At 46.7% G+C, this 25,163-nt stretch carries 27 protein-coding genes; 13 read left to right on the top strand and 14 right to left on the bottom strand.

Going from position 1 to position 25,163, the window contains the following annotated elements:
- Positions 1–113: 113 nt before the first annotated feature.
- The 6 genes from LEPBO_RS0108465 to LEPBO_RS0108440 all read left to right on the top strand — a co-directional run bounded on the left by LEPBO_RS0108465 (position 114) and on the right by LEPBO_RS0108440 (position 3,115).
- Entirely contained in the window at positions 114–380 is a 267-nt protein-coding gene (locus LEPBO_RS0108465; RefSeq protein ID WP_017287120.1) for a hypothetical protein, read from the top strand.
- 2 nt (positions 381–382) lie between these two features.
- The gene (locus LEPBO_RS0108460; protein WP_017287119.1) at positions 383–1,096 is read left to right on the top strand and encodes an energy-coupling factor ABC transporter ATP-binding protein; all 714 of its coding nucleotides are present in this window, start codon (positions 383–385) and stop codon (positions 1,094–1,096) included.
- Between the two features lie 104 nt (positions 1,097–1,200).
- On the top strand, positions 1,201–1,674 hold the full coding sequence (locus LEPBO_RS0108455) for a hypothetical protein (RefSeq protein WP_017287118.1): 474 nt from the start codon (positions 1,201–1,203) through the stop codon (positions 1,672–1,674).
- A 106-nt stretch (positions 1,675–1,780) separates the two neighbouring features.
- A complete protein-coding gene (locus LEPBO_RS0108450) occupies positions 1,781–2,005 on the top strand; it encodes an AbrB/MazE/SpoVT family DNA-binding domain-containing protein (protein ID WP_017287117.1) in 225 nt (74 codons plus the stop codon).
- Positions 2,002–2,394 carry a type II toxin-antitoxin system death-on-curing family toxin gene (locus LEPBO_RS0108445; protein WP_017287116.1) on the top strand — a complete coding sequence of 131 codons (393 nt, stop codon included), beginning with the start codon at positions 2,002–2,004 and terminating at the stop codon, positions 2,392–2,394. The genes LEPBO_RS0108450 and LEPBO_RS0108445 overlap by 4 nt, the downstream gene beginning before the upstream one ends.
- Positions 2,395–2,557: 163 nt before the next feature.
- Positions 2,558–3,115 carry an NYN domain-containing protein gene (locus tag LEPBO_RS0108440; RefSeq protein ID WP_017287115.1) on the top strand — a complete coding sequence of 186 codons (558 nt, stop codon included), beginning with the start codon at positions 2,558–2,560 and terminating at the stop codon, positions 3,113–3,115.
- 34 nt (positions 3,116–3,149) lie between these two features.
- Here the strand turns inward: LEPBO_RS0108440 and LEPBO_RS0108435 are convergent, their stop codons facing one another.
- Both LEPBO_RS0108435 and LEPBO_RS0108430 read right to left on the bottom strand, forming a co-directional pair.
- Positions 3,150–5,585: an ATP-binding cassette domain-containing protein gene (locus tag LEPBO_RS0108435; protein ID WP_017287114.1), complete on the bottom strand. Its 2,436-nt coding sequence runs from the start codon at positions 5,583–5,585 to the stop codon at positions 3,150–3,152.
- Between the two features lie 47 nt (positions 5,586–5,632).
- Positions 5,633–6,334 (bottom strand): TIGR02466 family protein, encoded by a 702-nt coding sequence (locus LEPBO_RS0108430; protein WP_017287113.1) that lies wholly within the window; start codon positions 6,332–6,334, stop codon positions 5,633–5,635.
- Positions 6,335–6,671: 337 nt separating this feature from the next.
- Between LEPBO_RS0108430 and LEPBO_RS36495 the strand changes: the two genes are divergently transcribed.
- On the top strand, positions 6,672–7,295 hold the full coding sequence (locus LEPBO_RS36495) for an IS110 family transposase (RefSeq protein ID WP_017287112.1): 624 nt from the start codon (positions 6,672–6,674) through the stop codon (positions 7,293–7,295).
- Between the two features lie 22 nt (positions 7,296–7,317).
- Positions 7,318–7,644, top strand: a complete 327-nt coding sequence (locus LEPBO_RS39875) for a hypothetical protein (protein WP_017287111.1) — start codon at positions 7,318–7,320, stop codon at positions 7,642–7,644.
- Positions 7,645–8,073: 429 nt separating this feature from the next.
- Here LEPBO_RS39875 and LEPBO_RS0108415 read toward each other — a convergent pair whose 3' ends face one another.
- The 6 genes from LEPBO_RS0108415 to LEPBO_RS0108385 form a co-directional block, all read right to left on the bottom strand.
- The gene (locus LEPBO_RS0108415) at positions 8,074–9,117 is read right to left on the bottom strand and encodes an alpha/beta hydrolase (RefSeq protein WP_017287110.1); all 1,044 of its coding nucleotides are present in this window, start codon (positions 9,115–9,117) and stop codon (positions 8,074–8,076) included.
- A 42-nt stretch (positions 9,118–9,159) separates the two neighbouring features.
- The gene (argB, locus tag LEPBO_RS0108410) at positions 9,160–10,050 is read right to left on the bottom strand and encodes an acetylglutamate kinase (RefSeq protein ID WP_017287109.1); all 891 of its coding nucleotides are present in this window, start codon (positions 10,048–10,050) and stop codon (positions 9,160–9,162) included.
- A gap of 104 nt (positions 10,051–10,154) precedes the next feature.
- Positions 10,155–12,101: a tetratricopeptide repeat protein gene (locus LEPBO_RS0108405; RefSeq protein ID WP_026148501.1), complete on the bottom strand. Its 1,947-nt coding sequence runs from the start codon at positions 12,099–12,101 to the stop codon at positions 10,155–10,157.
- 203 nt (positions 12,102–12,304) lie between these two features.
- A complete protein-coding gene (psb34, locus tag LEPBO_RS42240) occupies positions 12,305–12,475 on the bottom strand; it encodes a photosystem II assembly protein Psb34 (RefSeq protein WP_017287107.1) in 171 nt (56 codons plus the stop codon).
- 180 nt (positions 12,476–12,655) lie between these two features.
- The gene (locus LEPBO_RS0108395) at positions 12,656–14,008 is read right to left on the bottom strand and encodes an FAD-binding oxidoreductase (protein WP_017287106.1); all 1,353 of its coding nucleotides are present in this window, start codon (positions 14,006–14,008) and stop codon (positions 12,656–12,658) included.
- Between the two features lie 519 nt (positions 14,009–14,527).
- The gene (locus LEPBO_RS0108385) at positions 14,528–15,127 is read right to left on the bottom strand and encodes a hypothetical protein (RefSeq protein WP_026148500.1); all 600 of its coding nucleotides are present in this window, start codon (positions 15,125–15,127) and stop codon (positions 14,528–14,530) included.
- Positions 15,128–15,274: 147 nt separating this feature from the next.
- Here LEPBO_RS0108385 and leuC point away from each other — a divergent pair, with 147 nt between their 5' ends.
- The gene (gene leuC, locus LEPBO_RS0108380) at positions 15,275–16,678 is read left to right on the top strand and encodes a 3-isopropylmalate dehydratase large subunit (RefSeq protein WP_017287103.1); all 1,404 of its coding nucleotides are present in this window, start codon (positions 15,275–15,277) and stop codon (positions 16,676–16,678) included.
- Between the two features lie 44 nt (positions 16,679–16,722).
- A complete protein-coding gene (locus LEPBO_RS45280; RefSeq protein WP_017287102.1) occupies positions 16,723–16,902 on the top strand; it encodes a polymorphic toxin type 33 domain-containing protein in 180 nt (59 codons plus the stop codon).
- Positions 16,903–16,947: 45 nt separating this feature from the next.
- On the opposite strand, the gene LEPBO_RS45585 is transcribed toward LEPBO_RS45280, so the two are convergent.
- Positions 16,948–17,693 (bottom strand): IS1 family transposase gene (locus LEPBO_RS45585; RefSeq protein ID WP_455565126.1). Its coding sequence is split into 2 segments (ribosomal slippage): positions 16,948–17,438 and positions 17,438–17,693, totalling 747 coding nucleotides; the frame shifts between segments, so codons are not numbered across the junction.
- Positions 17,694–17,774: 81 nt separating this feature from the next.
- Between LEPBO_RS45585 and LEPBO_RS0108360 the strand changes: the two genes are divergently transcribed.
- A complete protein-coding gene (locus tag LEPBO_RS0108360; protein ID WP_017287101.1) occupies positions 17,775–18,287 on the top strand; it encodes a DUF4279 domain-containing protein in 513 nt (170 codons plus the stop codon).
- A gap of 16 nt (positions 18,288–18,303) precedes the next feature.
- On the top strand, positions 18,304–19,089 hold the full coding sequence (locus tag LEPBO_RS0108355) for a class I SAM-dependent methyltransferase (RefSeq protein WP_017287100.1): 786 nt from the start codon (positions 18,304–18,306) through the stop codon (positions 19,087–19,089).
- An 18-nt stretch (positions 19,090–19,107) separates the two neighbouring features.
- On the opposite strand, the gene LEPBO_RS43950 is transcribed toward LEPBO_RS0108355, so the two are convergent.
- The gene (locus LEPBO_RS43950) at positions 19,108–21,657 is read right to left on the bottom strand and encodes an amino acid permease (RefSeq protein WP_017287099.1); all 2,550 of its coding nucleotides are present in this window, start codon (positions 21,655–21,657) and stop codon (positions 19,108–19,110) included.
- Positions 21,658–21,885: 228 nt separating this feature from the next.
- Positions 21,886–22,200, bottom strand: coding sequence for a 30S ribosomal protein S6 (gene rpsF / locus LEPBO_RS0108345; protein ID WP_017287098.1), 315 nt, complete (start codon positions 22,198–22,200; stop codon positions 21,886–21,888).
- Between the two features lie 189 nt (positions 22,201–22,389).
- On the opposite strand from rpsF, the gene LEPBO_RS0108340 reads away from it, so the two are divergent.
- Positions 22,390–23,187, top strand: coding sequence for a fumarylacetoacetate hydrolase family protein (locus tag LEPBO_RS0108340; RefSeq protein ID WP_017287097.1), 798 nt, complete (start codon positions 22,390–22,392; stop codon positions 23,185–23,187).
- Here the strand turns inward: LEPBO_RS0108340 and LEPBO_RS0108335 are convergent.
- The 3 genes from LEPBO_RS0108335 to LEPBO_RS36480 form a co-directional block, all read right to left on the bottom strand.
- A complete protein-coding gene (locus LEPBO_RS0108335; RefSeq protein ID WP_017287096.1) occupies positions 23,184–23,672 on the bottom strand; it encodes a Tic20 family protein in 489 nt (162 codons plus the stop codon). The two genes, LEPBO_RS0108340 and LEPBO_RS0108335, sit on opposite strands and share 4 nt — an antisense overlap.
- Positions 23,673–23,736: 64 nt before the next feature.
- Positions 23,737–23,934, bottom strand: a complete 198-nt coding sequence (locus LEPBO_RS0108330) for a hypothetical protein (RefSeq protein WP_017287095.1) — start codon at positions 23,932–23,934, stop codon at positions 23,737–23,739.
- 137 nt (positions 23,935–24,071) lie between these two features.
- The gene (locus LEPBO_RS36480) at positions 24,072–25,100 is read right to left on the bottom strand and encodes a response regulator (protein ID WP_051077780.1); all 1,029 of its coding nucleotides are present in this window, start codon (positions 25,098–25,100) and stop codon (positions 24,072–24,074) included.
- Positions 25,101–25,163 lie beyond the last annotated feature (63 nt).

Raw genomic sequence — 25,163 nt, 5'->3', positions numbered from 1 at the left:
CTTAAAATTGCGGAAATTCTTGCAATTTGACTTCGATCCGACAGAATGGGGAAGCAAGCCGTTTCTGCGGATATTTGCGATACTGAGAACTGGCAATTTGTACGATCGACATTATGTTTATTCTGGAATTAACGTTAAAGGGAACTCCAATTGGTCTGTCATTTCACCGCAAATCGGCTGAAGATGCAGAAGCGACTTATCAAGAAATCATCGGGGCAATGAAGGCTCCAGGTGAATTGTTGGAATTCACGTGCGATCGTCAGACGGATAAGAAGATTGCGGTGTTTGCGGATTCGATCGCTGCCGTTCAGATGTACGAGAAGTCGAGCGCTGCGGCTTCGGGCAGACCTGCTGGATTCTTTGCAGTGGCGGCTGAGTAGTTATGACTTTGGACGCGCCTAACCCGACTGGAGAAACGCTCCAGAAAGCGGCAATTCGAGCAACTGATCTGTGCTTCGCTTGGTCGGAAGATAAAGAAATTCTGCACTCTTGCGCTGTGGAAGTGCCAGAGGGAGAGTTTTGGATGCTATTAGGCGCAAATGGAAGCGGGAAGTCTACATTGTTAAGGCTTCTCGCAGGTTTATTACAGCCGACTGGGGGAGAAATTCAGATTTCGTCTCCGGTCGGTTTTGTGTTTCAAAATCCGGATCATCAGTTGGTGATGCCGACGGTTGGCGCAGATGTGGCATTTGGGTTGGTGAATGAGGGATTAGAGATCGATGAGATTCGCCAACGGGTGGAAGAGTCTCTGTCGGCAGTGAGTTTGGGAGCGTTTCAGCGTCGTCCGATTTATGCGCTGAGTGGGGGACAGAAGCAGAGAGTCGCGATCGCGGGTGCAATTGCGCGACATTGTGATGTCCTTTTATTAGATGAGCCAACAGCACTGCTTGATCCCGATAGCCAGTTGGAATTAGTCGCGCAGGTGCAAGCCTTAGTGAAAAAGCGGGGAATTACGGCGCTTTGGGTGACGCATCGGCTAGAAGAATTGGAATATTGTGACGGGGCATTTTTGCTGGAAGCGGGGAAAGTTGTCGATCGAGGTGATCCCGAACGGTTGAAACAAAGATTGATGCAGACGGAAGAGGTCGAAGATTAGAGCCATTAGAGCTAAGCGAACAAAATTCTCAGTTTTACAGATGAAGCTCGCCGTTGCAGATTAACGATTTGAATCAGTGTAGTACTTAGCAGCAATTTCATCATATGTATGACGGCGACGATATCGATCTTATGTATGTTCTTTCACCGCATGGATGGAGTACCTGCTTTCTGTCTATTGACAAACAGATCTACGAGTTGGGAATCACTCATGTTTTTGGAGATCCAATTCGGGATCTGATTGAAGCAACAACCTCCCTACTCAAAGGTGTTGTAACTGCCGAATTTACATGGTGGGATGAGCCGGGAGGCAATCGATGGACACTGCTCAGAAACACTGCTCAGAAACATTGGATGAAAATTATCATTACAGAATTTTCATCTCGATATGGAGATCAGATCAAAGACGAAAAGCTCTTGGTTGAGTTTGAAATCAAAATTAGTCATTTTGCGACGCTAATTTACTTTCAAATGAAAAAGCTGGCTATATTACTTAAGGAGAAAAGTTTTGAACAGCATCGTTCAGGAGAATTTCCTTATCGAGCATTTTCTAAATTAGAAGCCTTTTTCGCTCATTAAGTCCACTTTCCATTCACCTCTTCAAGAAGGAAGCCTAGATAAATTAAGAATTTGAGATCAGGGCTAGAAGTTATGATCAAGCTATTCTTTACTATCACTTACTAATATGAGCAATCTTAAAGTTGAAAAAGTTGGGGATGCGCTAGGAATCGTCCTGCCTGAAGAGGTTTTGAAAAAACTTGAAGTGAAGGAAGGAGATACACTCTATATTCTTGATACGCCTGATGGAATTAAGATAACAACTTTTGATCCCAACTTAGACACAGCGATAAAAGCATACGAGAAAGTGAATCAAAAGTATACGAATGCGTTGCGCGAGCTTTCAAAGTGACTCAGGAACCGATTTGGATATCAGAATCTTTTGTGCGACGTGTTCAGGCTGATCAACTTAAACAATATGGCGGTCGCCCTGGCATTCGGGATGAAAATTTATTGTCTGCTAGTTTAGCAAGACCACAACAGCTCTTTACCTACGGTGAATCTGCAACAATTTTCGATCTAGCCGCCGCATACGCTTACGGATTGGCGAGAAATCATCCCTTTATTGATGGCAATAAGAGAATCGCTTTCGTAGTAGCCGCAGTTTTTCTTGAGTTGAATGGTTACTTCTTGAATGCACCAGAAGAGGAAGTTGTAGAAGTCATGTTGAGATTGGCAGCAGGGCAAGAATCTCAAGCAGCGATCGCAAATTGGCTGTCAACTCGATCAATTGAACATTAGAGATCGAAATGTCGATCGAATCACTGTGCTTTTTGCGAGAATTGCACGATCGACATGAAATTGCGAATCCCATCTCTGAATGCAGACCTTATTAAAAAAATGCAATATTATTAAGATGTGAAGCGATTCAATCTTTACAAACTTGTCCTTTCTGCGTTGAGTGATGCCACGTTCTGCACCACAGGCACTTCTATTGGTGGACGGCTATAACATAGTCGGAGCTTGGCATGAGCTGAAAGAAATTCGCGATCGCCAAGGATTAGAAGAGTCGCGGCGGAAATTAGTCGAAGCGCTGATGGGATATAGCGCTTATCAAGATTTTGAGACGCATGTGGTGTTCGATGCTCAGTTTCGAGATGGCGGAACAAATCGAGAAATCATCACGAAGCATTTATATGTCTGCTATACCGATTTTGGGCAAACCGCAGATACTTATATCGAGAAAACTTGTGCAGATTTTCGATATGACATGCGGAAATTTAAGCAGCGGTTGATTGTGGCAACGAGCGATCGCGCTCAGCAGTTAACGGTTGTCGGATATGGAGCTGAGTGGATGTCGGCAGAAAAGTTAGCCAATGAAGTCGAATTTGCGGCGCGGAAAGTTCAGAGCAAATTGAAGCCGAAGAAGAAATCAGCGGGACGATTGTTGATGCATTCGCTCGATCCAGATGCTCAGAAGCGATTGGCGGATTTGCGATTTGGTAAGGACAAGCCGCAGTGAAAGACGAGTTTTGAGCAATGCGTGTGAGTTGATCTCAGCGACCATTCGTTTTGATGTCTTTGCGTTTTTGCAGAATGAATGCGATCGCTAAGTAAACCAAACTACTGGCACCAAGCACTCCCCAGTTCAAGCCTAAGTTCTGCCAAGTTGCATCGTAAACTGCACTCGCTTGAATTGGCTGTGGGATCGGCGCATGTCCTGGGATCGTAATCGCAGGTGGAATCATTGCATTTACATCGACGATCGCGCCATAAGCTCCAACTGACCAACGGCTTAGTAACAGCCAAGCAAACTTCGCGGGTAATCCTTCTAGTTCAAATAACACGCCGGAGAAGATAATCTGCGGGATCATAATCAGCGGTAACGCATTGTTGGCTTCATTTTCATTTTTGACAAAGGTTGATAGTAATAGCCCCAAACAAATACTACTCAGCAACGTTAGGAAAGTTGTCACGCCTGTACTCAATATCCAGGGAAGTAATTTTGATTCAGGAGATTGGAAATTTAGCGCGATCGCAATCACAATCAACATCGTTTGCAAAAGTGCAATTCCCGATCGCACAAAGAGCTTTGAGCCGATATAAGCGATCAAATTCAGGTTCACCAAACGCTCACGCATATAGATCGCAGCTTCTTTGACGATTTCTTGAGCCGCGCAGGAAATTCCCACCCAAATTGCAATACAGCTAAAGATGAATAAAGTTCTTAAAGCAAGAGAAGCCTGCATTGCTTCCGCTGGAACCACTTGCGTCAGAGAAGTATTATCTTTTAGAGCGAGCCGAATTAAAGTAATACCGATTGGACCAGTCAGTAGCGTGAGAAGTAAGCTTGTACGATCGCGCAAAAGCAATTGAAAATAGCGTTGACTTAACAAACCGAGTTGACGAACGAGAGCAGAATGCGCTGGCTTTGGAGAGGCAGAAGATTTTGATTTAGAAAAAGTAGAATGACGTTGCTCAATCAAGTTGGCGAACTTCGTTGCCCACATTTGAACCGTTGCTTGTACTTCTTGTTTGGTTCTGCCTTGGTCAAGCTTGATATAAATATCAGCAAAATACTTCAAATCATTAGACGGCATTTCAAAAAACTCTAAAGCGTTCAGAGGTGAGCCAAAGTAGCACAACTTACCTCCACGCCCCATGAATGCAACGCGATCGCAGACTTCTAAATTTGCAGTTGCATGAGTCACTAGAATGACCGTTCTTCCTTGATTGGCAAGCTCGCGTAATAAGTTCATCATTTCCTTGTCCAGCCCTGGATCGAGTCCAGAAGTTGGCTCATCTAGGAAAAATAATCTTGGGTCAGCGAGTAATTCGACCCCAATGCTGACTCGCTTGCGTTGTCCTCCACTCAAATCGCGCACAAACGTATGTTTTACATGGCTTAATTTCACTTGTTCTAACGTGCGATCGAGAACCGCTTTGACATTCGTATCCGGCGGCAATCGCAACTTGCAGGCATAGCTCAAAACTTCTTCAACGGTTAGATTGCCATGCACAATATCATCTTGAGGAACATAGCCAATGTGCGATCGATATAGCTCAAACTGCTGCCGCAGGTCTTCTCCATTGAGATAAACCGTTCCTGATGTTGTCGGCTCAATGCCTAAAAGCGTTTTCATCAGGGTGGATTTTCCCGCTCCACTTCCTCCGACGAGTGCCACCAATTGTCCAGGCTCGATCGACAAAGAAACATCGCTCAAAATGGTTCGTTCCTGACCTTTTTTATCTTGAACTTTGCGAACGAGATGGACTGCATCTAAGCGAATTTCATTGCCGCGATCGACGATTTCTAAACAGCCGCGCTCATATAGCAACGTAAAAGGCCCAATGCGAATGCGATCTCCCTCACGCAGTTCAGCAAAGCGCTCAATTCGTTGCCCGTTCACAAAGGTTCCGTTCGTACTATGGTCTTGCAACGTATAGCGACCATCGCGGGTCGGAGAAATTGAAGCATGACGACGGGACACAACGGGAGCATCCAATTTCATCGAGGAATAGCGCAACGGATCAGGATCGCGACCGAGTTCGACGGGAAACTCGCGAAGCTGTTTGAGATTGAGCCGAAACTTACTGGGTGTGATCGTTGGACTACTAGCAGGATTGAAATAAGTTAAAACAACTTGATTGTTTGGATCTTGCCCAATCGTTAACTGAGTTCCATGCTTCAGTAAATGACCTGTTTGGGCAGAGATGCGCGTGTGGTTGATATAAATTCCATTGCGGCTCACCTTTTCGCGATCGCCATCATAAATTCGATAGTCTTCACCTTCACGCTGAAGAATCGCTTGTTGTCGCGAGAGTACTTCCCAACCGATCTGGGGAATTTCTAAATCCGACCAAGCGCGATCGCGTCCAAGTTGATACTCTGCGTCTTGAAGTTGAAACCGGAGAATTTCACCACAATTGTTTAGTTCAATAAACGGTTGGGTTTGACTAACAAGTGTAGTTTGGTCAGCAGTACTCATCATGGCAAGAATTCCTCTCTTCATTCTTGCCTACGACTCGATCGCTCAACTTATGCAAAAAACTTTCTCCACTGATTCGGAGGGGGCGTGAGAAATTCATATGCACCCGCAGCTTTGCCAGTGGCAGTTAGCACAATGTCAAACGACAATGAAACGCGCACTTCATCGGTCTCGTTCATCGTGACTGCATGGCGTTGTTTTGCAGGAAAAATTATTAACCGTCCTTCTACAGGGGCATAAGCTGTATCCAGTTGATTCAGATAGTTATCCGCATCAACAATATCTGTATTTTCGCTTCCCAGACCTGGGCTAACTTCATTCACTCGCGCATCGTTGAAAAACACTAAACTGCCAGGATCAGACATTTCCCCAGTTGGAACTTTAATGTAGTAAACCGCACTCACATGCGCTGTATTGTGGCAATGTGCACCGACACCTTGATCAGGACGTGAAATGATCGGCCAAGCCCGCTGAATATAGAGATCAACTTTGCTTAAATCGACTCCCACTTCTTGTAAATACGTGGCGACATGCAACTCAACTTGTTTGACAATCCAGGAAAAAGCGGGATGAGTGTGAATCTGTTCGACTCCATGTAAATCGCCTGTCCACGCCATTTCAGGATAATTGCGAGGTTCGGCTCCCTGGTGCTCTAATTGCATAACTGCATCCAGCAATGCTTGTTGATGTTCTGAAGCATCGGGTAAGTCGTCATAGTAGATAGCAAGCGGGAACCAAGTTTCGATCGGCATTGGTGCATTTTCTCAAGATTTCAGCGATCGAGTGTAGCAGGTGTCGCACTCGATCGCGCTTTTGCAAAGAGTAAAGAGACAGTGCGATCGCGCTGCCCCTCCTGAAATCTTGCATGTAAGGTGAAATGAATTGGGAGATCGTCGCTCTCGTTTGCATCCCGCCCTGAACTGGAAGTTCGGGCTAACTGTGCGAAGTGGGTTGAAACCCACTGAAGAAGGGACTGCGATTGGCTGTTAGTCTAGTTCAGTGTCCCTATGGTGGATAGTATGGCGCACTAGCCAAGATGCCCCACTCCGAAATAGCCTGAAAGTAACAAAAACAAGCCAGGAGGACAGCATGAAAACCAGCTTGAACGCCACACCAATTTCATCATACAAGGGGCAACAGGTTTATATCGGCATTGATGTCCATAAGCGGCGCTACGTGGTGGTCGTGCAGATCAACCAAACGGTCGTGAAGAAATGGAGTACGGCAGCCGTGCCTGAGGAACTAGCACAACAGTTGTTACGATTTTTTCCTGAAGCCACTCTCCACAGTGCCTACGAAGCCGGATTTTCTGGGTATGTGTTGCACCGTGTGTTGAAGTTGCACGGGATCGACAACATCGTTGTCCATGCAGCGGCGGTCGAAGTCTCAGCGCACAGTCGCGTTAAGACGGACAAACGCGATGCCCAGAAATTAGCGAGCCAGTTGGAAGCGGGACGCTTGCGCGGCATCCGAGTGCCCACGCCAGAACAGGAACAGCGTCGCCTGCTGAGTCGAACGAGATCGCAACTGGTGCAGCAGCGCTCGGCGGTGCAGAATCAAATTCGCATGAAAGCGCATCAATTTGGCTTGATTGCCCCAGAAGACCGACGACAGATGAGCCACAAACTGGTGGCTGAGTTACTTGAGCGTTCCCCAGCAGAGGCGTTTCGCTTTGTCGTCGAGGTGCATTGGCAAGTCTGGGAATTCAAGTGATGGCGATCGCTTTGAGAAACTAGTGAGAAGAAGCTTTGTAGAACTTGGATTTCAAAACTCTCTAAACAATCTCAAAGCTAGCCTTGATCTAAATGCTGCTGGGGGTGCAGGAGGAATTGATATCTATTGCGAAGCTCCTTATCCCCTAGTAGGTGAGTGTAAAGCTAGCAAACACAAAAATTTACCAAATGGTGTTGCTGCCCAGCTCATTAATTTAGGTCACACTCATTTGGGGAACGCTCAAATTGAGCGTTCAGTTAAAGTTTTATTTGTTGCTGGTCGATTAACTAATGCAGCCGAGAAAGCAGCAGTTGAAGGAGAAATGATGTTATGCGCCCTGAAACATTAGAACGATTAGTAACACTAAAGGCTCAATATCCTAGAGCAGTCAATCTATTTGAGCTAGAAGCTTGCTTTAATCGCCTTTTGGCGAAGACTCAAATGAAAAAATTAATAGATATCTCGATCGCATTCAAGAAGATATCGAAGTGCGAGCCACAATTATTCAAGTTCTTCAAAAGCACCACAAGAGTTAAGTGTTGGATTCATTCAAGGACATTATGAAGCCTCGAATCCACCTCGACTACTGGATGAGAAGCAATTAAGAGACATTCTGATTGAGCTTTCTTCGCCGTTAACAGGATTCATCGGACGCAAAGATAGAGATCGCTTTTATTTTCTCCGTCCGTTTCAATGAATAGCAACTAAGCGATCGACCGTAATAAAATTCTTCTAGCACAAGCGAAGATACGATCGATATTCAGCTTCCTCCAAAAAATTAATCATTACCCCAGGTTGGATTGCGTTTGATCACAATTTCACGCTTGTCGATCATCGTCATCAACGCCGGTAAATCAGGAGAAGCTTTACTCGTGAGATTCAACTCTGCAACGGCTTGCTTACAAGTTTTACCTTCAGTCATTCGATAAGCAATTTCTTCGATCTCTGCCCAAGCCAAATCACTCTGCACAAACGCTTTTGCCATCACATTCAGCAGATTTTCCCACTGATTGCCCTCTGCCTTCGTCATCATCGTGTGAGGGATATTCAACTCACGATCGAATCTGTAATACCAAGTTTTCGGCTGACGGACTAATAGATTCTCAAACAAGACTGTGTGATCCGTATTGCTCACTGCCCGATCCGCATCAGTTGAGACGACAAACATTGGAGGAGCCGCTGCCGACTTCGACCGTTTTAGCACCTCACTCCCTAAATCGAGAAAGACTCTTAGATCTGGAAAAGTAAACCCTTTGTACCCGATCGGCTCTCCAGGCTCATCACTCTGCCATTCAAAATAGGTATTGAACGTTTTGACAAATAGATCAATCACTTTGTTACTGCTACTAAGATAAGCAGCAAAAAGTAAAGCACGATCGATTTGACTCGCTTTTTCCAGAGCCAGCCACGCTGCAAGCGTCCCCCCACCCGACAATCCGCCCACCACAACTCTATCGCCTAGCCCCTGAGCCTGCCGGAACCACTCCAGCGCAAAATTCTTGTAAGTCTCTACATTCGTTGGCAACGGGGGTGGATTCTTGCCGTTCCAGTCGCCCGCCTGCCCATGCCCAGGCAATCGCGGAATGATCACGTTATAGCCCGCCTGGTAAAACACCCGCGCCATTGGTAAAAACTGATAAGGCGCAGCCGTAAAACCGTGAAAAAACAGACAGACTTTCGTCGTCGGAGCGGGATGTAAGAGAAACTGCGATCGACAGCCATCATTTTTTATCGGTAGTCGATCCTCCTGAAACTTCGTGCGCTGAGGCAGAGAATTTGCAGCGATCGAGTAACCGATTTGAGTAAAAAAGTTTCTAGGCATGGTGCAGACCAGTAAAGGCAGATAAATCCAGAGTGCCCGACTTTACGGCGCAAATTCTGAACCCACAATCATCGAACCCGTTCCCGTATCGGTAAAAATCTCCAATAGCAGCGAGTGCGGCATCCGTCCATCCACGATATGAGCAGCTTTCACACCTTGAGCCAGCGATCGCACACAGCAATTGACTTTCGGAATCATCCCGCCCGAAACAATGCCTTCATCGATCAGCTTTCTCGCCGTCTGAATATTCAATCGCGGAATCAAGGTCGATGGGTCTTTGTAATCGCGCAGAATTCCAGCAGTATCCGTCAGTAAAATCAGTTTCTCAGCTCCGAGGGCTGCTGCAATCTCCCCGGCGACAGTATCCGCATTGATATTGTATGCCTGCCCAAACTCATCCGCTGCCACACTGGACACCACCGGAATATGACCATTGTTCACGAGCGAATTAAGAATTTGAGGATTGACTCGGGTTACTTCTCCCACAAATCCAATCCCTTCCTCGTCAGCAGGACGCGCTTCAAATAGCCCCGCATCTTTGCCACACAGTCCAACCGCAGAACCGCCAGCCTGATTGATCAAAGACACAATCTCTTTATTGACGCGACCGACCAAGACCATTTCGACCACATCCATTGTTGCCGCATCGGTCACACGCAGTCCATTCTTAAACTGAGCTTCAATCCCTAATTTATTCAGCCAAGAATTGATTTCAGGGCCACCCCCGTGAACGAGAATCGGACGTAATCCGACACAAGCCATAAAGACAACATCCCGGATGACTTTCTCTTTGAGCGCGCCTTCTTTCATCGCGGCTCCGCCGTACTTCACAACGATCGTCCGTCCTGCAAATTGCTGAATATAGGGCAGAGCTTCGCTGAGAATGCGGACTCGGGTATCGGCGGTTTCAAACTGTTCGCTGTCTTGGAGCATAGAACTGATCTGTGGGGGTAATCGTGCGTTATTTAACGATCGCGCACTATAACACCTACAAATTGTTATCTAAATTACTCTTCTAGACAACTTAAGAATTTGTCCTAAAGCTCTCGCATCACTTGGGGTAAAAATGTGGGCGGAATTTGCGATAAGGCTTGCGTCTGCCCCTGAATCCCTTCACGCTCGTAGATGCCTTTAACGATTTGACTCAACTGCCCAACCGCACTCGGTTGGAAGTCCGGCTGCTCTTGCCAGCCTTGAGCCGCTCGCACCTGATGTTTGAGCGCATGATGCAGAAATTGCGATCGCTCTTTCGTCTCAAGGCTGGCACGTTGATCAGTCGCCATTTGATAGTAAGCCAGCCCAATATGATGATGCGTTGCCGACAGATCGAAGCTGAGGGTCGGCGCGTAAGAGAGATTTGCAGTTAAATATTGCACTGCACTCAGGGATTCTTGATACGCATCGATCGCGCAAAGCATGTAAGTTGCCTGATCGTCATAATGCGTCGTGTCTTGATTTGCTAAGTGCCAGTAGGCAGTGCCGAGATTATTTTGAGTCGCGGCATAAGCGCTAGGAGCCGCCTCTAGGGTGCGATAAATCAGCGCCACTCGGTAAGCCCCGATCGCTAAGTGCAAAAAGTCTTCTGCCATCGCTAACTCTTGAACCGCTTGATCGCAGCGGGAAAGATTCCAATAGGCAGTCCCTAAATTGTTTTGCAGCATCGCGTAGTGCATCGGCTCACGCTCTGGAGTGTAATAGCGCAGGGCTTCGTTATATGCCAAGACAGCAGATTGCAGGTTAAACATGGGCATACGATGCTGCGCCAAGTTCCAATACGCGGTTCCTAAATTGTTTTGAGTCGCGGCGTAGCGAGCCGGATCAGTGTCAAAGGGGCGATGTTCAATCGAGGCTTTGTATGCCGCGATCGCATGTTGCAGATTTTCTTCGGGCGATCGCAGGCCTGCTAAGTCGCTGTAAACCGAACCGAGATTGTTCTGAATCATCGCATAGGTCTGCGGCTGAATCGCCGGATCAGTGCGATCGATCGCGAATTGATAAGCTTTTAAGGCTTTCTCTAAATTCGTTTCGACAGCACCCTCTCCAGAGCGAGCTTTGATCCAATACAAATTGGCGATGTCATTGAGCAAATCGGGCACTTGCTCAGATTTCATGTCGATCAGTTTCAGGGTTTGCTCATAGGCGCGAATCACGATCGTTAAATCCCCAGAACTGGGACGCACCGGATCGAGGCGATCACGATACCAATCTCCGAGATCGCGATATAACTGAGCGATCGTCGCAGCTGAAGCCCGTTGTTGATGCAGATCTTCAATCTGCTGCAAGAATTGTAGCGGTTTCGCATTAGGATGATTCGTCTGCAAGATATCGCCAATCGATGCTTGATCCTCAAGATGGATCGTCTGCATGACTGAAGCCAGCACGAAATCTGAAAGTTCATTATCCAGCTTAATTTTGCGATGTCCGTTAGTTGGCGCAGTTGCAGGCGGCGGAATTTGTACCGAATTATCTCCGAACGGATCACCTTCAAACTCAAATAAACCCGTATGCCATTGCCAGAAGTTGGGCACAGTTTGCTGAATCGAGCGACACCAAGGACGCGTCAGCCAAAGAACCAGATTGAAGTCGAGTTTGGGCAGTTGCAGCGCGATCGCAGACAGCGAATCGAGAAATGTTCTTTGAATATGAACAGGCTGGCGCGTTAAGCGATCGATGCCCGTGATTTGATAATTGGGCATCCCCGCTTGGACATGCGCCAGAATGTCAGGATTTTCTAAATCGAGGTCTAGACTGACGAGCGAAGTGGCAGGAGTCTCTTGAGCAAGCTCAGCCTGAAGCTGTGTAGCCAATTGACTACGTAAGGCAGCATCATCACAAACGACCATCAGAATTTGACGGCGCAAATTTAGACTTAACGCCATCCGTAGGCGCAGATAGATCTGTTGGTTCAGACTGGGAACAGCCTGAGAGACGATCTCGTTCACAGGAATATCTTGAGCGAGGGGGTGACGATCAATGACAGACATCAGCATTTCAAGAATCGCTTGTCAAGCGCAGTATAGACGAGATGATATTAAATCTCTTCGTCGAATCTGACCGATGTTCAGGATGAAACTGAGGTTTACGTAAATTTATGGATTGTCCCAAGAAAAATCCTACGAAAAAACCAGGTTACCTACTAAGGTAAGCGACCTGGTTCGTTTAAATCTACTGTAGAGCGAATTTTTGTTTAGGAAACGGCAGCGGCGACAGCAACTAATCCACCAATCAAGACTACGGCAGCGATTCCAAGAAAAATGTAATTGCGTTTCTGATTTTGGGTCGGCGGTTCGGCTTCGTACATTTTCGGCTCGATCGCAAAATTATTCAGCAATCCACTCTCTTCTTTGACATATCGCATGGGTCAATTTCCCCTTAGTGTTTTGTTAACTTTAGCAAAGTTATGGTAAATGCTCTATACCTTCAGCAGGAAGATTTAATATTCGTTACGAGAGTTAATTCTGACTGCGCGTCAGCCCATTTTGCAGCTGAAACCAGACAGCGCAATGGTTACAATCATTCAGCGCAGTCGCAACGCCGCTTACGATCGTTCAAGCCATGCCCGCATTTTCCCTGGATTTAATAAGCCATATGGATCGACTTGCTCTTTGAATTGCAGTTGTGCGAGATCCACCATTTTCATCCCGCCATCTTCAATTAAATAGGTGTGCGGATTAAAAATAAATGCGCCTTTCGATTCGTGATCTCGAATGATGTCGTTCAGGCGCTCCTCGGTTGTATAGCGAACCAATTGCAACGAAGCGGGGCGGGCTTTGCCTCCATATCTGAGAAATTCCAGATGAAACATGACTTCATCCCCGTAGTGGTGATACATTTCCTCAAGCAAAGACAAGTTCTTGTCGTCGGGGAAGAGGGTTTGTAGATAAGTAATCGTCGGATCGACGCTGCGCGCATGTAGGGTTGTATGGTTCCAAGTATATTCAGCCAGGGCAATCCCTTTTCCTGCTTCTTGAGCCGGTTTTTGATACGTGATTTCGCCGGAAAATTCTTTGACGAATTCGGCAAGTGGCTCTAAACAAGTCTCAGAAATCATTAACAAAGCAGCGTGTTTTCCGGCAGGAATATAACTTTTCAGTGCAGCAAAGTATTGAGGAATCGGATCGGGACAAATGCAGACCAGCTTTTTGATCATGCCGTCTGCATCACTGAGCGCTTGCCCAAACCGCGCCGCACTCATAAAATCGGGAAAATTGACGATAATTTCTGACCAGGGATAAGCCGGAGCCAAGGGAATTTCTAATTCGGTGATAATCCCATTCGTTCCATAAGCATGAGCGACTTTGTAAACGTCATCGCCGCGTAGTTCAAGAATCCGCGGCTCGTCTTCCATCGTGACTACTCGAACGGCAAGGAGATTGCCACGATCGCGTAATTGCCCATACGTAACTGAGCCAATGCCCCCGCTGCCGCCGCCAATGAATCCACCGATCGTCGCAGTTCGATACGTCGAGGGAGCCATGCGAATTTCCCAGCCGATTTCGCGGGTTTGCTTATCTAATGCAGCAAGTTTTGCACCCGCTTCGACACGAACCGCTCCAGGTTTCATCCACTTGACTGCTGTCATTTTCGTAATATCGAGGATCACCCCGCCTTCAAGTGGAATGCATTGCCCATAGTTACCCGTTCCGGCTCCCCGCACGGTCAAAGGTACTTTGTGACGCACGCAGGCTTGAGCAATTTTGAGTACTTCCGCTTCATTTACCGGACGAACAACCGCATCGCCAAATTTGTCCTGCAATTGCGGTTGTAAGACAGGGCTAAAGTGGTAGTAATCGTGAGAGAGCTTTGCAACTTGGGTTGCGTCGGTAATGATATCAAGTCCAACTAAATCGCTGAGAACCGATGCGATCGCATTCGGAGTCGTGGTGGTCATCGCCAAATTCCTGAATTATCTGCTGTTTCGACTATAAAGGGATTTTGCAGGGAAATTCGTATGAGACAATCCATTTTGGAGTTTGGATGACGAGAGATTTGCCAGTAGAGCAGTTCAGCCAAATAGGGTAGAAAAGATTTGGTATACAGAAATCATCTGAAGGCAAAGCTTTGAGAGTTCTATATACGCGAAAGCCTAAGCTTCAGAGAAAAGTAGTTGATTGATTAAATTCAGGACTGTTTCGGGACAGTTCAAGGGATGTTCTAGTAGCATTGTTCGTTCTGCTTTATGAGATCAACAGCACTGGTCAAGATTACTATCTACCCTTCACTTCCTCGCCCATTTTTAGCAACAGAGAGAAGCCGTACAACTTTGAGCAGAACTGTTATCGATCGCGATTTGCCAAGCTCCGATGAATTAGACCCAAATGACTGTCATCGAACCAATGAATCGCCGCTGCATCTCCCTCAATTCAGTCAATCCCAAAGCGATTTGGAAGCAACAGGGCTAGCACTACTTCTACCGCATCGCCCCCATTGTATTTTTCCAAGCTAGCTCTCGACAAAGCACAATCAACGCCCGTTCTTCTGCTCCCTTAAAAAGTTGCTTCTCAATCAGCTCCTCTAAAACCTGATGCGTCAACTGAGTCGAAAACGTGCCCCCACAGTTCAGCAAATGGCTGTAGTAACAAAACTGCGATCGACCTTCTTCATTCAGATGAAAGTGATAAATCTCCTCCCAGGTCATCCTCCGCACTGGCGTATTCACCGGAACCACAACGCGCGGAATTCCCTGAACCCCATACGGTTTACCTGAACGCGTATTCAATTCCCCCACTAAAACCGTCCACAACAACGTTCGGACTTCCTGAACTTGGTCAGGCGTAAACATAGGATCAGGCTCGCTCGTCAAGCGAATGCCCGTATTGAGAAATAGCGGATTAAAGAGCTGAGAATTGTAGACGATCCCGACTGCCCAATGGCGATCGTCTTCCAATTTGACAAATGTGCCAAAGCCGTAATCATCGGGAGAAGGCGCATCGATAAAATCCAGGCTATCGTCCACCTGCACCACATAATCGCAGTGTGAATTCGATTTAACAATCTTTCCTAATCGCATGATCGACTCCTCAAGCATTCACAGGCATTTTACCGCTATGCGAGTTTTTGTACTACAAACTTGATTGTTTTTAGCTTTCGCCTCCCCAGTCTCCACATCAGTACGATAAGATAAATTCCTGCTTGTATACGCCACCACAAAACCATCATGAGTACTGGAACACTGTTCGATAAAGTTTGGGACTTACATACGGTCGGAATTTTACCGTCGGGTCAAACTCAGCTTTTTATCGGACTCCATCTCATTCATGAAGTGACCAGTCCTCAAGCATTTTCAATGCTGCGAGAACGCGGTTTATCCGTTTTATTCCCCGATCGCACCGTTGCCACCGTTGATCACATCATCCCAACCGACAACTTAGCGCGCCCCTTCGCCGATTCGATGGCAGAAGAAATGTTGCAGGAGCTTGAAAAAAATACTTCTGCTAACAATATTCGCTTCTATCCAGTCGGTTCTGGCAGGCAGGGAATTGTACATGTGATTGCACCGGAGCAGGGATTCACGCAACCTGGAATGACGATCGCATGTGGAGATAGCCATACTTCGACACATGGAGCATTCGGCGCGATCGCATTTGGGATCGGAACCAGTCAAGTCCGCGACGTGCTAGCTTCTCAAACCTTGGCGTTGTCCAAACTGAAAGTCAGAAAAATCGAAGTCAACGGCAAGCTCAATCCTGGCGTGTTTGCCAAAGATGTCATCTTGCACATCATTCGTAAACTTGGGGTGAAAGGCGGCGTGGGCTACGCTTACGAATTCGCTGGAACCACGTTCGAGCAAATGAGCATGGAGGAGCGCATGACCGTTTGCAATATGTCGATCGAAGGAGGCGCACGATGCGGATATGTCAATCCGGATCAAGTTACCTATGACTATCTCAACGGTCGAGATTTCGCACCCAAAGGCGAAGCATGGGATCAAGCGATCGAATGGTGGAATAGTCTCCGTAGCGATGCCGATGCTGTTTTCGATGATGTTGTAGTTTTCGACGCGGCTGACATTGCTCCAACTGTAACTTGGGGTATCACACCGGGGCAGGGAATTGGCATTAGCGATCCCGTTCCTACTCCAGATACGATGCCCGAAGATGAACGAGCGATCGCGCTTGAAGCTTATCAATATATGGACTTGAAGCCGGGTGAACCGCTGCAAGGAACCAAAGTCGATGTCTGCTTTATTGGAAGCTGTACAAACGGGCGTATTTCTGACCTGCGAGAAGCGGCAAAAGTCGCTCAAGGGCGACAAGTTGCAGCAGGTGTAAAAGCGTTTGTCGTTCCGGGATCAGAGCGGGTAAAAGTCCAAGCTGAGAAAGAAGGACTCGATCGTATCTTCGTCGAAGCTGGATTCGAGTGGCGTGAACCCGGTTGCTCAATGTGTCTAGCAATGAATCCCGACAAGCTAGAAGGTCGGCAACTCAGCGCATCTTCTTCTAATCGTAACTTCAAAGGTCGGCAGGGATCAGCATCCGGTCGCACTTTACTCATGAGTCCTGCAATGGTCGTTGCAGCAGCAGTCACAGGCAAAGTGACCGATGTACGTGAGTTGATGTAGCGTGGCAAATGAACGCGACTGGCAGCAGGATAAGCTGTTGAGCCGTGGCGAGATTGCTAAACTCTAAACTAAAGCAATCAGGAATTGACGTTCACGAACTCAAAGGTGGGCGAGGTGCAAGTAAGCTTGACCTCTACAAAGATGAAGTAGGTAACATCTATATCAAGCGCAAAGGTGGACTTGATATAGGCGAGCCAACAGGATTGAACATCAATGATTTCTGATTGCTTTTGTTTGGAGGGTAGTGTTCTAGATGTGTGGGCATAACGTTATACTGCTCGCCCGAACTCATGACGATTGATGAATAATCCAATCACAGTATCATGCATCTTCTCAGTCTTGGAAAAACAGATCGTCTTTCTGGCAAGCCGCTTGATCCGAGTTCTCAAAGTTAGATGTTTCCGCTCAATGCGCTGTGTGTTGGCTTTGCCAACCGTATGGTGCTGCTCATCTAGCAATCGCAAGTAAGCTCCCCAACTATCGGTGTAAAACCGTTGAATCGAAAAAGGAGCTAACAGTTGCTGAAGTTGCTTAAGAGCTGAGTCTTCATGGGTGGCTAGCACATAGGCAAGGACTTTTCCAGTTTGATGGTCAATCGCGTGCCACAACCATCGTTGATGCTGCTTTGACTCGACAAAACTCCACATCTCGTCCATCTCCGCCGCCTCGACTCTGACGACCATGACTGCCGTGTTATCCGGTTGGTGCTGTTCGAGCAGACTTATGTTTACTTGTTCAAGTTGACTTGACTTTTTTTCAGCGTTTCAATCACAGTCGTTGGGCTAATCTTCAACACTCTGGCGGTATCACGAATACCACTGCCGTTGATTGCCATGTCGCTGATTTGCGCTTTGACTTCAGGCAGTCGTCCTCGATAGCTAAAGTTCAAGATAAATGATCGTCTCGAACACTCTAAGTTACGGCAACAATACCGTTGTTTTCCAGCAGCACTGCGACCATGCTTAACGACATCCACACTCTGGCAATCGGGACATTGAACAGGTTCTAGGACCATCTCGACTCAGCCCTCTAACACATCGTTTTCATTCTGCCATATATCCACATATCTAGAACACTACCGTTTGGAGGAATCAAAATGGACTCTGAAGTGTATGTGGAATTCAGCTTGACAGGAATCGATTTGAACCCTGAAGATATCACGTCGAAAGTTGGAATTGAGCCAACAAAAACGTGGCTTAAAGATGAGTTGATTTCTCCAAAAGGGCAGATTCGGTATAAGCAGAACGGCTGGAAATTACGATCGCACTTAGAAGCTTCAGACGATTTAGACGAACATTTCCGAGTCATTCTGCAACAACTCCGACAAGGCTGGCAACCTCTGATTGAACTTTGCTCAGTTTACGAAGCTGAATTTTGTGGAGTGATTTATACATCTGGAGAGCGTCCAGCAATTCACTTCGATCGAGAACTGCTCAAGGCTGTTTTACAACTGAATGCAGAAATCGATGTCGATCTTTACGTATTGCCAGATCATGATGCTGAACTCAATGCGACCCAACGAAATCATTCAACGGAAATGAACCAAGCCTCGGAAGCGTCAATAGCAGCGGCATCAAATGAATTAAAGTCGCTGCACAGAGGAGCATAAATCTTACATCCCTACAATGAACTATAAACAGCAAGTTGCTGATTTCTACAATTCGAGAGCTAACTATGATAATGACCTCACTCACAGTCGCGCAGTCCGTTTACTCAACTACACTCAATTGCATCCAGATTATTCTGTCTTAGATGTTGCGACTGGAACAGGTAGCATTGCGATCGCGGCTGCCAAACAGGTCAAATCCGTCATCGGTATCGACATCGCCGCAGAGCTTCTCAAAATCGCTCAACAAAAAATCGCCGTAGAACAACTCACGAACATTCAATTGCTTGAAATTGATGTCGAAGCTTACCAAGCTGAACCAGAGCAATTTGATGCCATCTACTGTTCGTTTGCGATCGTGCTTTTCCCCAACATCTCCAAAATTGTGCAAAACTGGTATTACTTTCTCAAACCTAATGGCTTCATTGCTTTTAGCTGCTCCTCTGAGAACTCCTACCTTGTAGATACGATCGTAGAATCCTGTGCCGCTCATGGTGTCACCCTGCCAAACCTGCATTACTTGCTTGGAACCCCTGAGCGAATTCAGAACTTACTCGGATCGATCGGCTTTCATTCCATCGAAATCCATCCACACCAGCTTGGAAAATATCTAACAGTCGAACAAGCCCAAAGCCGATGGAGCGGAAAATTCTGGCTGCACATTGATAATCCGCTACCTCAAGTAGACCCAGCAATCCTTGAGCAAATTAAAGCAAGTTACGATCGTGCGATCGCATCACTCGCCACCGATCAAGGTATTTGGCACGAAGAACTGATCTACTACGTGATCGCTAACCGCGCTTGAACTCTCAATTTCAGAGCGTTATGTCAAGACATCAGGTTGCAACACTGGAATTTCGATCACAAACTGTGTCCCCGTTCCAAACGTTGAATCATAGTAAAGCCTACCTCTGTGCCGCTCCGCAATGATTTGATAGCTAATTGAAAGTCCTAACCCGGTTCCTTTTCCAACAGGTTTCGTCGTAAAAAACGGATTAAACAAAGAAGACCGTACACTTTCTGGAACGCCTTGCCCATTGTCCGCAATCATAATTTTGACGAAGTTTTTCTCAGTCACCTCCGTCCGGATGCGAATCGTACTCGGATTCTTCTCAATCTCCTCATAGGTTCGATCGTGATTCACCTCTTCTAACGCATCGATCGCATTACTCAACAGATTCATGACGACCTGATTGAGTTGCCCTGCGTAGCATTCAACCAGTGGCAAATCACCGTATTCCCTAGTAATTTGAATCGCTGGATGCTTTGTCGTAGCTTGTAACCGATGGCGTAAAATCAGCAGCGTATTCTCAATCCCTTCATGCACATCGACTGCTTTGTATTCAGCTTCATCTAATCGGGAGAAGTTGCGAAGCGACAAAACAATTTCCCGAATCCGGTTCGTCCCAACTTGCATCGATTGCAAAAGCTTTGTCAGATCTTCAGTCAGAAACGGCAGATCAATCTCATCTAGCTGATCCTGAATCACAGCAGGGGGATTCGGAAAAGTCTGCTGATAAGTTTCAACCAAAGTGAGCAAGTCTTGCGTAGAAGTTTTGACATAGGAGAGATTACCGTGAATGAAATTCACGGGATTGTTGATCTCATGCGCTACTCCTGCCACCATTTGACCCAGTGCAGACATCTTTTCGCTCTGCACCATATGTAACTGAGCATTTTGTAAATCTTGCAGAGTCGATTCTAACTTCTCAGTTTTGATCGAAAGTTCTGCCTGAGTTTTCTCGGACATTTCTCTTGCTTCATCAATGGCTAAAACCTGCGGTAAGCTACTCCAACAGGCGATCGCAACTCCCAAGAATGCCACCACGAGTAGTACCAAAATCAGCAGAGAAGACTGAATGCTTGCTGCTACATTATCTAATGTTGATCTCACCCACCAGCTAATACTCGTCGTCATAGCAATGATGACCAGGAGCGAAATCACCTGAGTTGAGAGGAAATCTGTTTGTTCCGAAAGCAATTTGGGTTGATAGAGCCGAAACCACCATTCAGACTGAAATGGAGCAAACTTAACTTGCTGCATTCCCCAACTGAGCAATCGAACGATGAAAGGAAGCGACAGCCCGAGAAGTAAATCTTGCCAACTCCAAGCCATTCCACCGACAATCAGTGCCGTGACTTCAATGCACAAGAAAAAGAGCGATGCTTTTGCCCAAAGAGACTCTGGACTCTTACGCTGATGCCACATTCCCAGATGGAACGCGATCATCGCAATCAGATAGCCCGTGCCTGTGATCATGATGATTCGATCAACATTTCCCCAGACCAGGCATATCAAGCTAAACAGCAGAGTTAGAGACAGTGCAGGTGCAAATACTCCTCGCTGCGAAACGACCCCAAAAACTGGAGCAATATAGCGATCGCGTGCCAACTGATAGAGAATTCGAGACGTATTAGAAACAGCCGTTGCAGAACTCAGCAAAGCGCCACTTGCAATTAACATCGTCACCAGCAATGGAGCAGCATCTCCCCAAAAAGGTTGCGCCGAATTCACTAAAACCAGAAAGGTCGAGGTGGCATCAGTAGGACTGAGACGATTGATAATCCAAGAGCCAGCGATGTAGACAAGCGGTAATAAAACAGCAGCACCTGCAATAAAATTCAAGGTCGATCGAGGCCGCTGACTATCTGCGACAAATGAAGATCCCGTTTCAGCCCCATAGACGGCATACACTGCCATGAAATACCATTTCATCCAACCTTCCAGCGAAAAGCTTGCACTTTGCATCGGCACGATCGTTGAGTTGTGCGCGAAGAAGGTTAGCCAACTGAATCCAAACACACAAAAAGCAATGATCAGTCCGATCGCAGGCAGCACAAAAAACGAGTGCAGGATACTCAAAGCTCTCGTTCCGCTGAACGCAAGGATGTAGGGCAGTAACGTAAAGAGAACTCTGAAGAAAGTCGTTGGGATGTGAATTGAGATGGGATCGAGATTTGTCTGAATCAAATCCGTCAAAATCATCGCATTCATCGGAGGAATGGAAACCCATCCAAGCCAGTAACCGATCGCGCTATATTGAGCGATCGCTGGATACGCCTTTAATAATCGAGTCGTATAGTTCGGCGTTCCACCTGAAACATCAGGATAGATTTGCCCCAGATGCCGCACTTGCAGATTTAACATCACTCCTGCAATTGTACTGATGATCCAGACTGAGAGAGCTTGTATCCCAAGCGCTCCATGCATCGCTGGCGCAGTTCCTAACCAAAGCAGCACTCCCCCTAAACTGAATCCCAAAGTTTCAAACGAGGTTAACGTTCTTGGCAGAATCGGAGGCAAGATCGAACCAGGATTCGCTGAAATTGGCTCAAACTTCCACCGAGAAAAAGATTCGGAACTGAATATCATAGAGGGCTTTTAGGCTGCAATCTTTCTCCTCCAAGCATTCCCAACTCAACGCTCATAATCGATGGAAAACTTAACATTTCCTCAGAGAAAACTAAAATCAGTCCCCATCAGGTTGAGCGATTTTGGGTTCTGATCAGGTGCATTGATTTGTATGAAGTCTAGACCCTCAAAACAAAACATCTGGCACCGAATCAACTGCACCAGATGTTGATGAATTAGCGGTTAGCCCTAAGCTTCGACAGCTTCCGCTTTCGGTTCTTCTTGTTTCACGGTCAAATAGCGAATCACTTCGTTACTCAAGCGCATTGCTCGTTCCATTTGAGCAATCGGGCTTCCATCTGACTTAAAATTCATTTGGATATAAACACCTTCGCGCTGTCTTTCAATTTCGTAAGCCAAGCGACGCTTACCCCGATGCTGAGTTTCGATGATCTCCGCACCGTTTTCCTTCAAGATCGATTGATACTTCTCGATCGCTTGATCGACTGCTTCATCCCCGATGTCAGGACGCAAAATATACATCGTTTCGTACAACTGGCTCATGAAATCGACTCCTTATGGTCTAAATGGCTCTTTCGAGTGATCAGCATCGCCCAACAATCAGACAAAAATCGCTTGATTTAGGTTGGGAAACCCCAATAATGAAAGGGCAAGGAATTACAATTCTATACCAGTTTCTGAATGATTCGTCGCGCTCTATTCCCCGGTCTAGCAAAATACGATTAATTTCTTATGGCACAGCGTTATGTCCGCGTTCAAACCCCTGACGACAAAATCTATTACGGCTTACTGCAAATCGATCGCACTGTTCAAGTTTTAGACGCTCCCCCTTGGCATCGAGGACAACTGACAGAGCATCGACTAAATGCCGCTGAATATCGGCTGCTTGCCCCCTGTGCGCCCTCGAAAATTATTGCAGTCGGCAAAAACTACGCCAGTCATGCCGCTGAAATGGGAACCCCTGTGCCCCAAGAGCCGCTTTTATTCCTCAAACCCACCACCACCATCATTCCGTTGGACGCTGAGATTTTGTATCCACCGCAATCTGAGCGAGTCGATTATGAAGGAGAATTAGCGCTAGTGATTGGCGATCGCACAAAAGACTGCACCCCTCAACAAGCCCACAGCAAAATTTGGGGATATACGATCGCAAACGATGTCACTGCCCGAGATCTACAAAAAAAAGATGGGCAGTGGACGCGAGCCAAAGGCTTCGATACGTTCTGCCCCTTAGGTCCTTGGATTGTCAGAGAAATTAATCCCGATGCGCGCATCCAAACTTTTTTGAATGAAGCCCCCGTTCAATCTGATTCGATCGGAAATATGGTGTTTTCACCGGATTTCCTAGTCTCCTACATTAGCCAAGTGATGACCCTACTCCCTGGAGATGTGATTTTAACGGGCACTCCTGAAGGTGTGGGAGCCATGCAGATTGGCAATCGAGTTCGGGTTGAAATCGAAGGCATCGGCTTCTTAGAAAATACGGTTGGCGAACGCTTACCCGTTCGCCAAGCCCAATTACAGGATTAGCGCACCTGCATATAGACGGCATCTGAGATCGTGGGAATTTCTGCATAACGTCCCAATGCAGATTGCACGATCGAATACCCGACTGCCACAATCATCCCTAAAAAGACAGCGTTGAATAGCGTTTGCGTCAACAAGCCCATACCAAAAATAGGGGATAGCGCAAATTGCCAGATAATGCTGACCAAACTCAATAAAATTCCAAACAGAATCGCTTGCATGGTATTGAATCGGATAAAGTGCGGCACATTTTCGTTGCGCACCACCAATAGGAACAGCGCAAAGAACACAATTAACGGAATGAATCCGGTGTAAATCGAGAGGAGTGGAGCCAGCGGCAAGGCAACGATCGCAACCAGTGGACTGAGAAACGAGTCCGTCGCCAGCAAGATCCGCCCAACGAAGCCCACTACATCTAATAAGGGTAAGAGATACACTAGACAAGCAAAAATGCGATCAGACACCGTTGTAGAGCCGCGCCACGTCATAACTCAGTTCTCCTCGTTCGTATTCAGATGAATTGGGATACGCCCAGAATAGCGCACTTCCACCTTATTCAATATTTGCCACCCGAAATCCCATCTGGCACTCAAACTGATCTGGGGTCTTTTCCCCCAGTTTCAAAATTGCCTGCCCGCAACGCAGTTGACCCTGCCGCCATCTGGGTTGTCCACTTTGATCTGCCATTAAGCAGTTCTGGCAAACTTGCTGGGGTGAAAGGAGTTGTTCGCCCGCTAGGATGACTAACATCGCGCCTCCAAAAGAATGATTAAATCACACACTTCATGAATCTTCAGATCGCATTCAAAGCGCTCTACACTTGACCCTTGAGCCTATTTTAGAACAAGCTTTTTGAAAAGTAAGGTAATTCTGATACAGCTTAACTGTCAGATACGATTCACTGCTTTGACATATTTTTCAAACCAAATCGGTTCACTCTTGAATTGCAGTTCGATCGCTTGAATAAAATCGCTGAATTCTGCAATCAAATCTGGATTACGCCAGCCTTTTCTTGTTTCTTCTGCAATGATTCTCAACGCTTCTTCAGGTGAAAATGCTTTTTTATAGGGGCGTTCGCTGGTCAGTGCATCATAAATATCAAGGATTTGAAACACTTGTGCCAAAAAAGGAATGTCATCGCCTTTCAAGGCATCTGGATAGCCAGACCCATCCCAACGTTCATGATGATGCCGGATGATCGGGACAACGCCGCGCATGGTTCGCAGCGGTTGACAGATTTTTTCGCCGATCAGGACATGCTGTTTCATAATCTGAAACTCTTCAGGAGTGAGTCGTCCTGTTTTCAGCAGCACAGCATCGGGGATGCCTACTTTGCCGATATCGTGCAAATATCCACCCCACATCAAGTCGCGAATTTGCGATCGCGTTAATCCCAAAAATTCACCGAATGCTTTTCCCAGCATCACCAGTCTTTCACAGTGATCTCCAGTATTTGGATCGCGACTTTCAACGGTTCTCGCAATTGAGAACAACACTTTTTCCGCGTGATCTAAATCTTCATTCAGGCGTTTCTGATGCACGAGCGATTTGACTCGTGCCGAGAGTTCTAATTGATCAAAGGGTTTGGTCAAGAAGTCGTCGCCCCCGGCTTCGATGCCGCGGAGCCGCGATCGGCGATCGTCTAATGCTGTAATAAAGACGACTGGCGTCAAACGAGTGAGTTCATCTTCTTTGAGGCGACGGCACACTTCATACCCATCCATGCCTGGCATCATCACATCGAGCAAAATCAGGTCAGGATTCGTTTGCTGAAGTTGTGCAAGTGCAGTCGCGCCGCTTTCTGCTTCAATGACATCGTAGCCTTCTACAGAAAGCAAAGCTACAGCGGTCATCCGGCTCGAAGGATGATCGTCTACTACCAAGATGGTGGGTCGCTCCAAGTCTAGGTCATTCACACGGGAAACGCCTAAGTCACTGAACAATAGGAGGCAAAACTAAATTGCCTTTTCCAGTATGGT

Origin of the sequence: Leptolyngbya boryana PCC 6306, from assembly GCF_000353285.1 — a bacterium.
Lineage (GTDB): Bacteria > Cyanobacteriota > Cyanobacteriia > Leptolyngbyales > Leptolyngbyaceae > Leptolyngbya > Leptolyngbya boryana.
Note: the sequence above shows the minus strand (reverse complement) of the source record. Positions and strands in the feature narration are given on the sequence as shown.

Coding starts and splice junctions, on each gene's coding strand:
- LEPBO_RS0108430 (WP_017287113.1), bottom strand. CDS start 6,334: ATGCCGATCGAAACTTGGTTCCCGCTTGCTATCTACTATGACGACTTA.
- LEPBO_RS0108465 (WP_017287120.1), top strand. CDS start 114: ATGTTTATTCTGGAATTAACGTTAAAGGGAACTCCAATTGGTCTGTCA.
- LEPBO_RS0108340 (WP_017287097.1), top strand. CDS start 22,390: ATGGCACAGCGTTATGTCCGCGTTCAAACCCCTGACGACAAAATCTAT.
- LEPBO_RS43950 (WP_017287099.1), bottom strand. CDS start 21,657: ATGATATTCAGTTCCGAATCTTTTTCTCGGTGGAAGTTTGAGCCAATT.
- LEPBO_RS0108460 (WP_017287119.1), top strand. CDS start 383: ATGACTTTGGACGCGCCTAACCCGACTGGAGAAACGCTCCAGAAAGCG.
- LEPBO_RS0108435 (WP_017287114.1), bottom strand. CDS start 5,585: ATGATGAGTACTGCTGACCAAACTACACTTGTTAGTCAAACCCAACCG.
- LEPBO_RS0108335 (WP_017287096.1), bottom strand. CDS start 23,672: ATGACGTGGCGCGGCTCTACAACGGTGTCTGATCGCATTTTTGCTTGT.
- LEPBO_RS0108360 (WP_017287101.1), top strand. CDS start 17,775: ATGGACTCTGAAGTGTATGTGGAATTCAGCTTGACAGGAATCGATTTG.
- LEPBO_RS0108405 (WP_026148501.1), bottom strand. CDS start 12,101: ATGTCTGTCATTGATCGTCACCCCCTCGCTCAAGATATTCCTGTGAAC.
- LEPBO_RS36495 (WP_017287112.1), top strand. CDS start 6,672: ATGAAAACCAGCTTGAACGCCACACCAATTTCATCATACAAGGGGCAA.
- argB (WP_017287109.1), bottom strand. CDS start 10,050: ATGCTCCAAGACAGCGAACAGTTTGAAACCGCCGATACCCGAGTCCGC.
- rpsF (WP_017287098.1), bottom strand. CDS start 22,200: ATGAGCCAGTTGTACGAAACGATGTATATTTTGCGTCCTGACATCGGG.
- LEPBO_RS0108385 (WP_026148500.1), bottom strand. CDS start 15,127: ATGCGATTAGGAAAGATTGTTAAATCGAATTCACACTGCGATTATGTG.
- leuC (WP_017287103.1), top strand. CDS start 15,275: ATGAGTACTGGAACACTGTTCGATAAAGTTTGGGACTTACATACGGTC.
- LEPBO_RS0108355 (WP_017287100.1), top strand. CDS start 18,304: ATGAACTATAAACAGCAAGTTGCTGATTTCTACAATTCGAGAGCTAAC.
- LEPBO_RS0108330 (WP_017287095.1), bottom strand. CDS start 23,934: ATGTTAGTCATCCTAGCGGGCGAACAACTCCTTTCACCCCAGCAAGTT.
- psb34 (WP_017287107.1), bottom strand. CDS start 12,475: ATGCGATATGTCAAAGAAGAGAGTGGATTGCTGAATAATTTTGCGATC.
- LEPBO_RS0108440 (WP_017287115.1), top strand. CDS start 2,558: ATGCCACGTTCTGCACCACAGGCACTTCTATTGGTGGACGGCTATAAC.
- LEPBO_RS0108415 (WP_017287110.1), bottom strand. CDS start 9,117: ATGCCTAGAAACTTTTTTACTCAAATCGGTTACTCGATCGCTGCAAAT.
- LEPBO_RS0108455 (WP_017287118.1), top strand. CDS start 1,201: ATGTATGACGGCGACGATATCGATCTTATGTATGTTCTTTCACCGCAT.
- LEPBO_RS0108395 (WP_017287106.1), bottom strand. CDS start 14,008: ATGACCACCACGACTCCGAATGCGATCGCATCGGTTCTCAGCGATTTA.
- LEPBO_RS0108450 (WP_017287117.1), top strand. CDS start 1,781: ATGAGCAATCTTAAAGTTGAAAAAGTTGGGGATGCGCTAGGAATCGTC.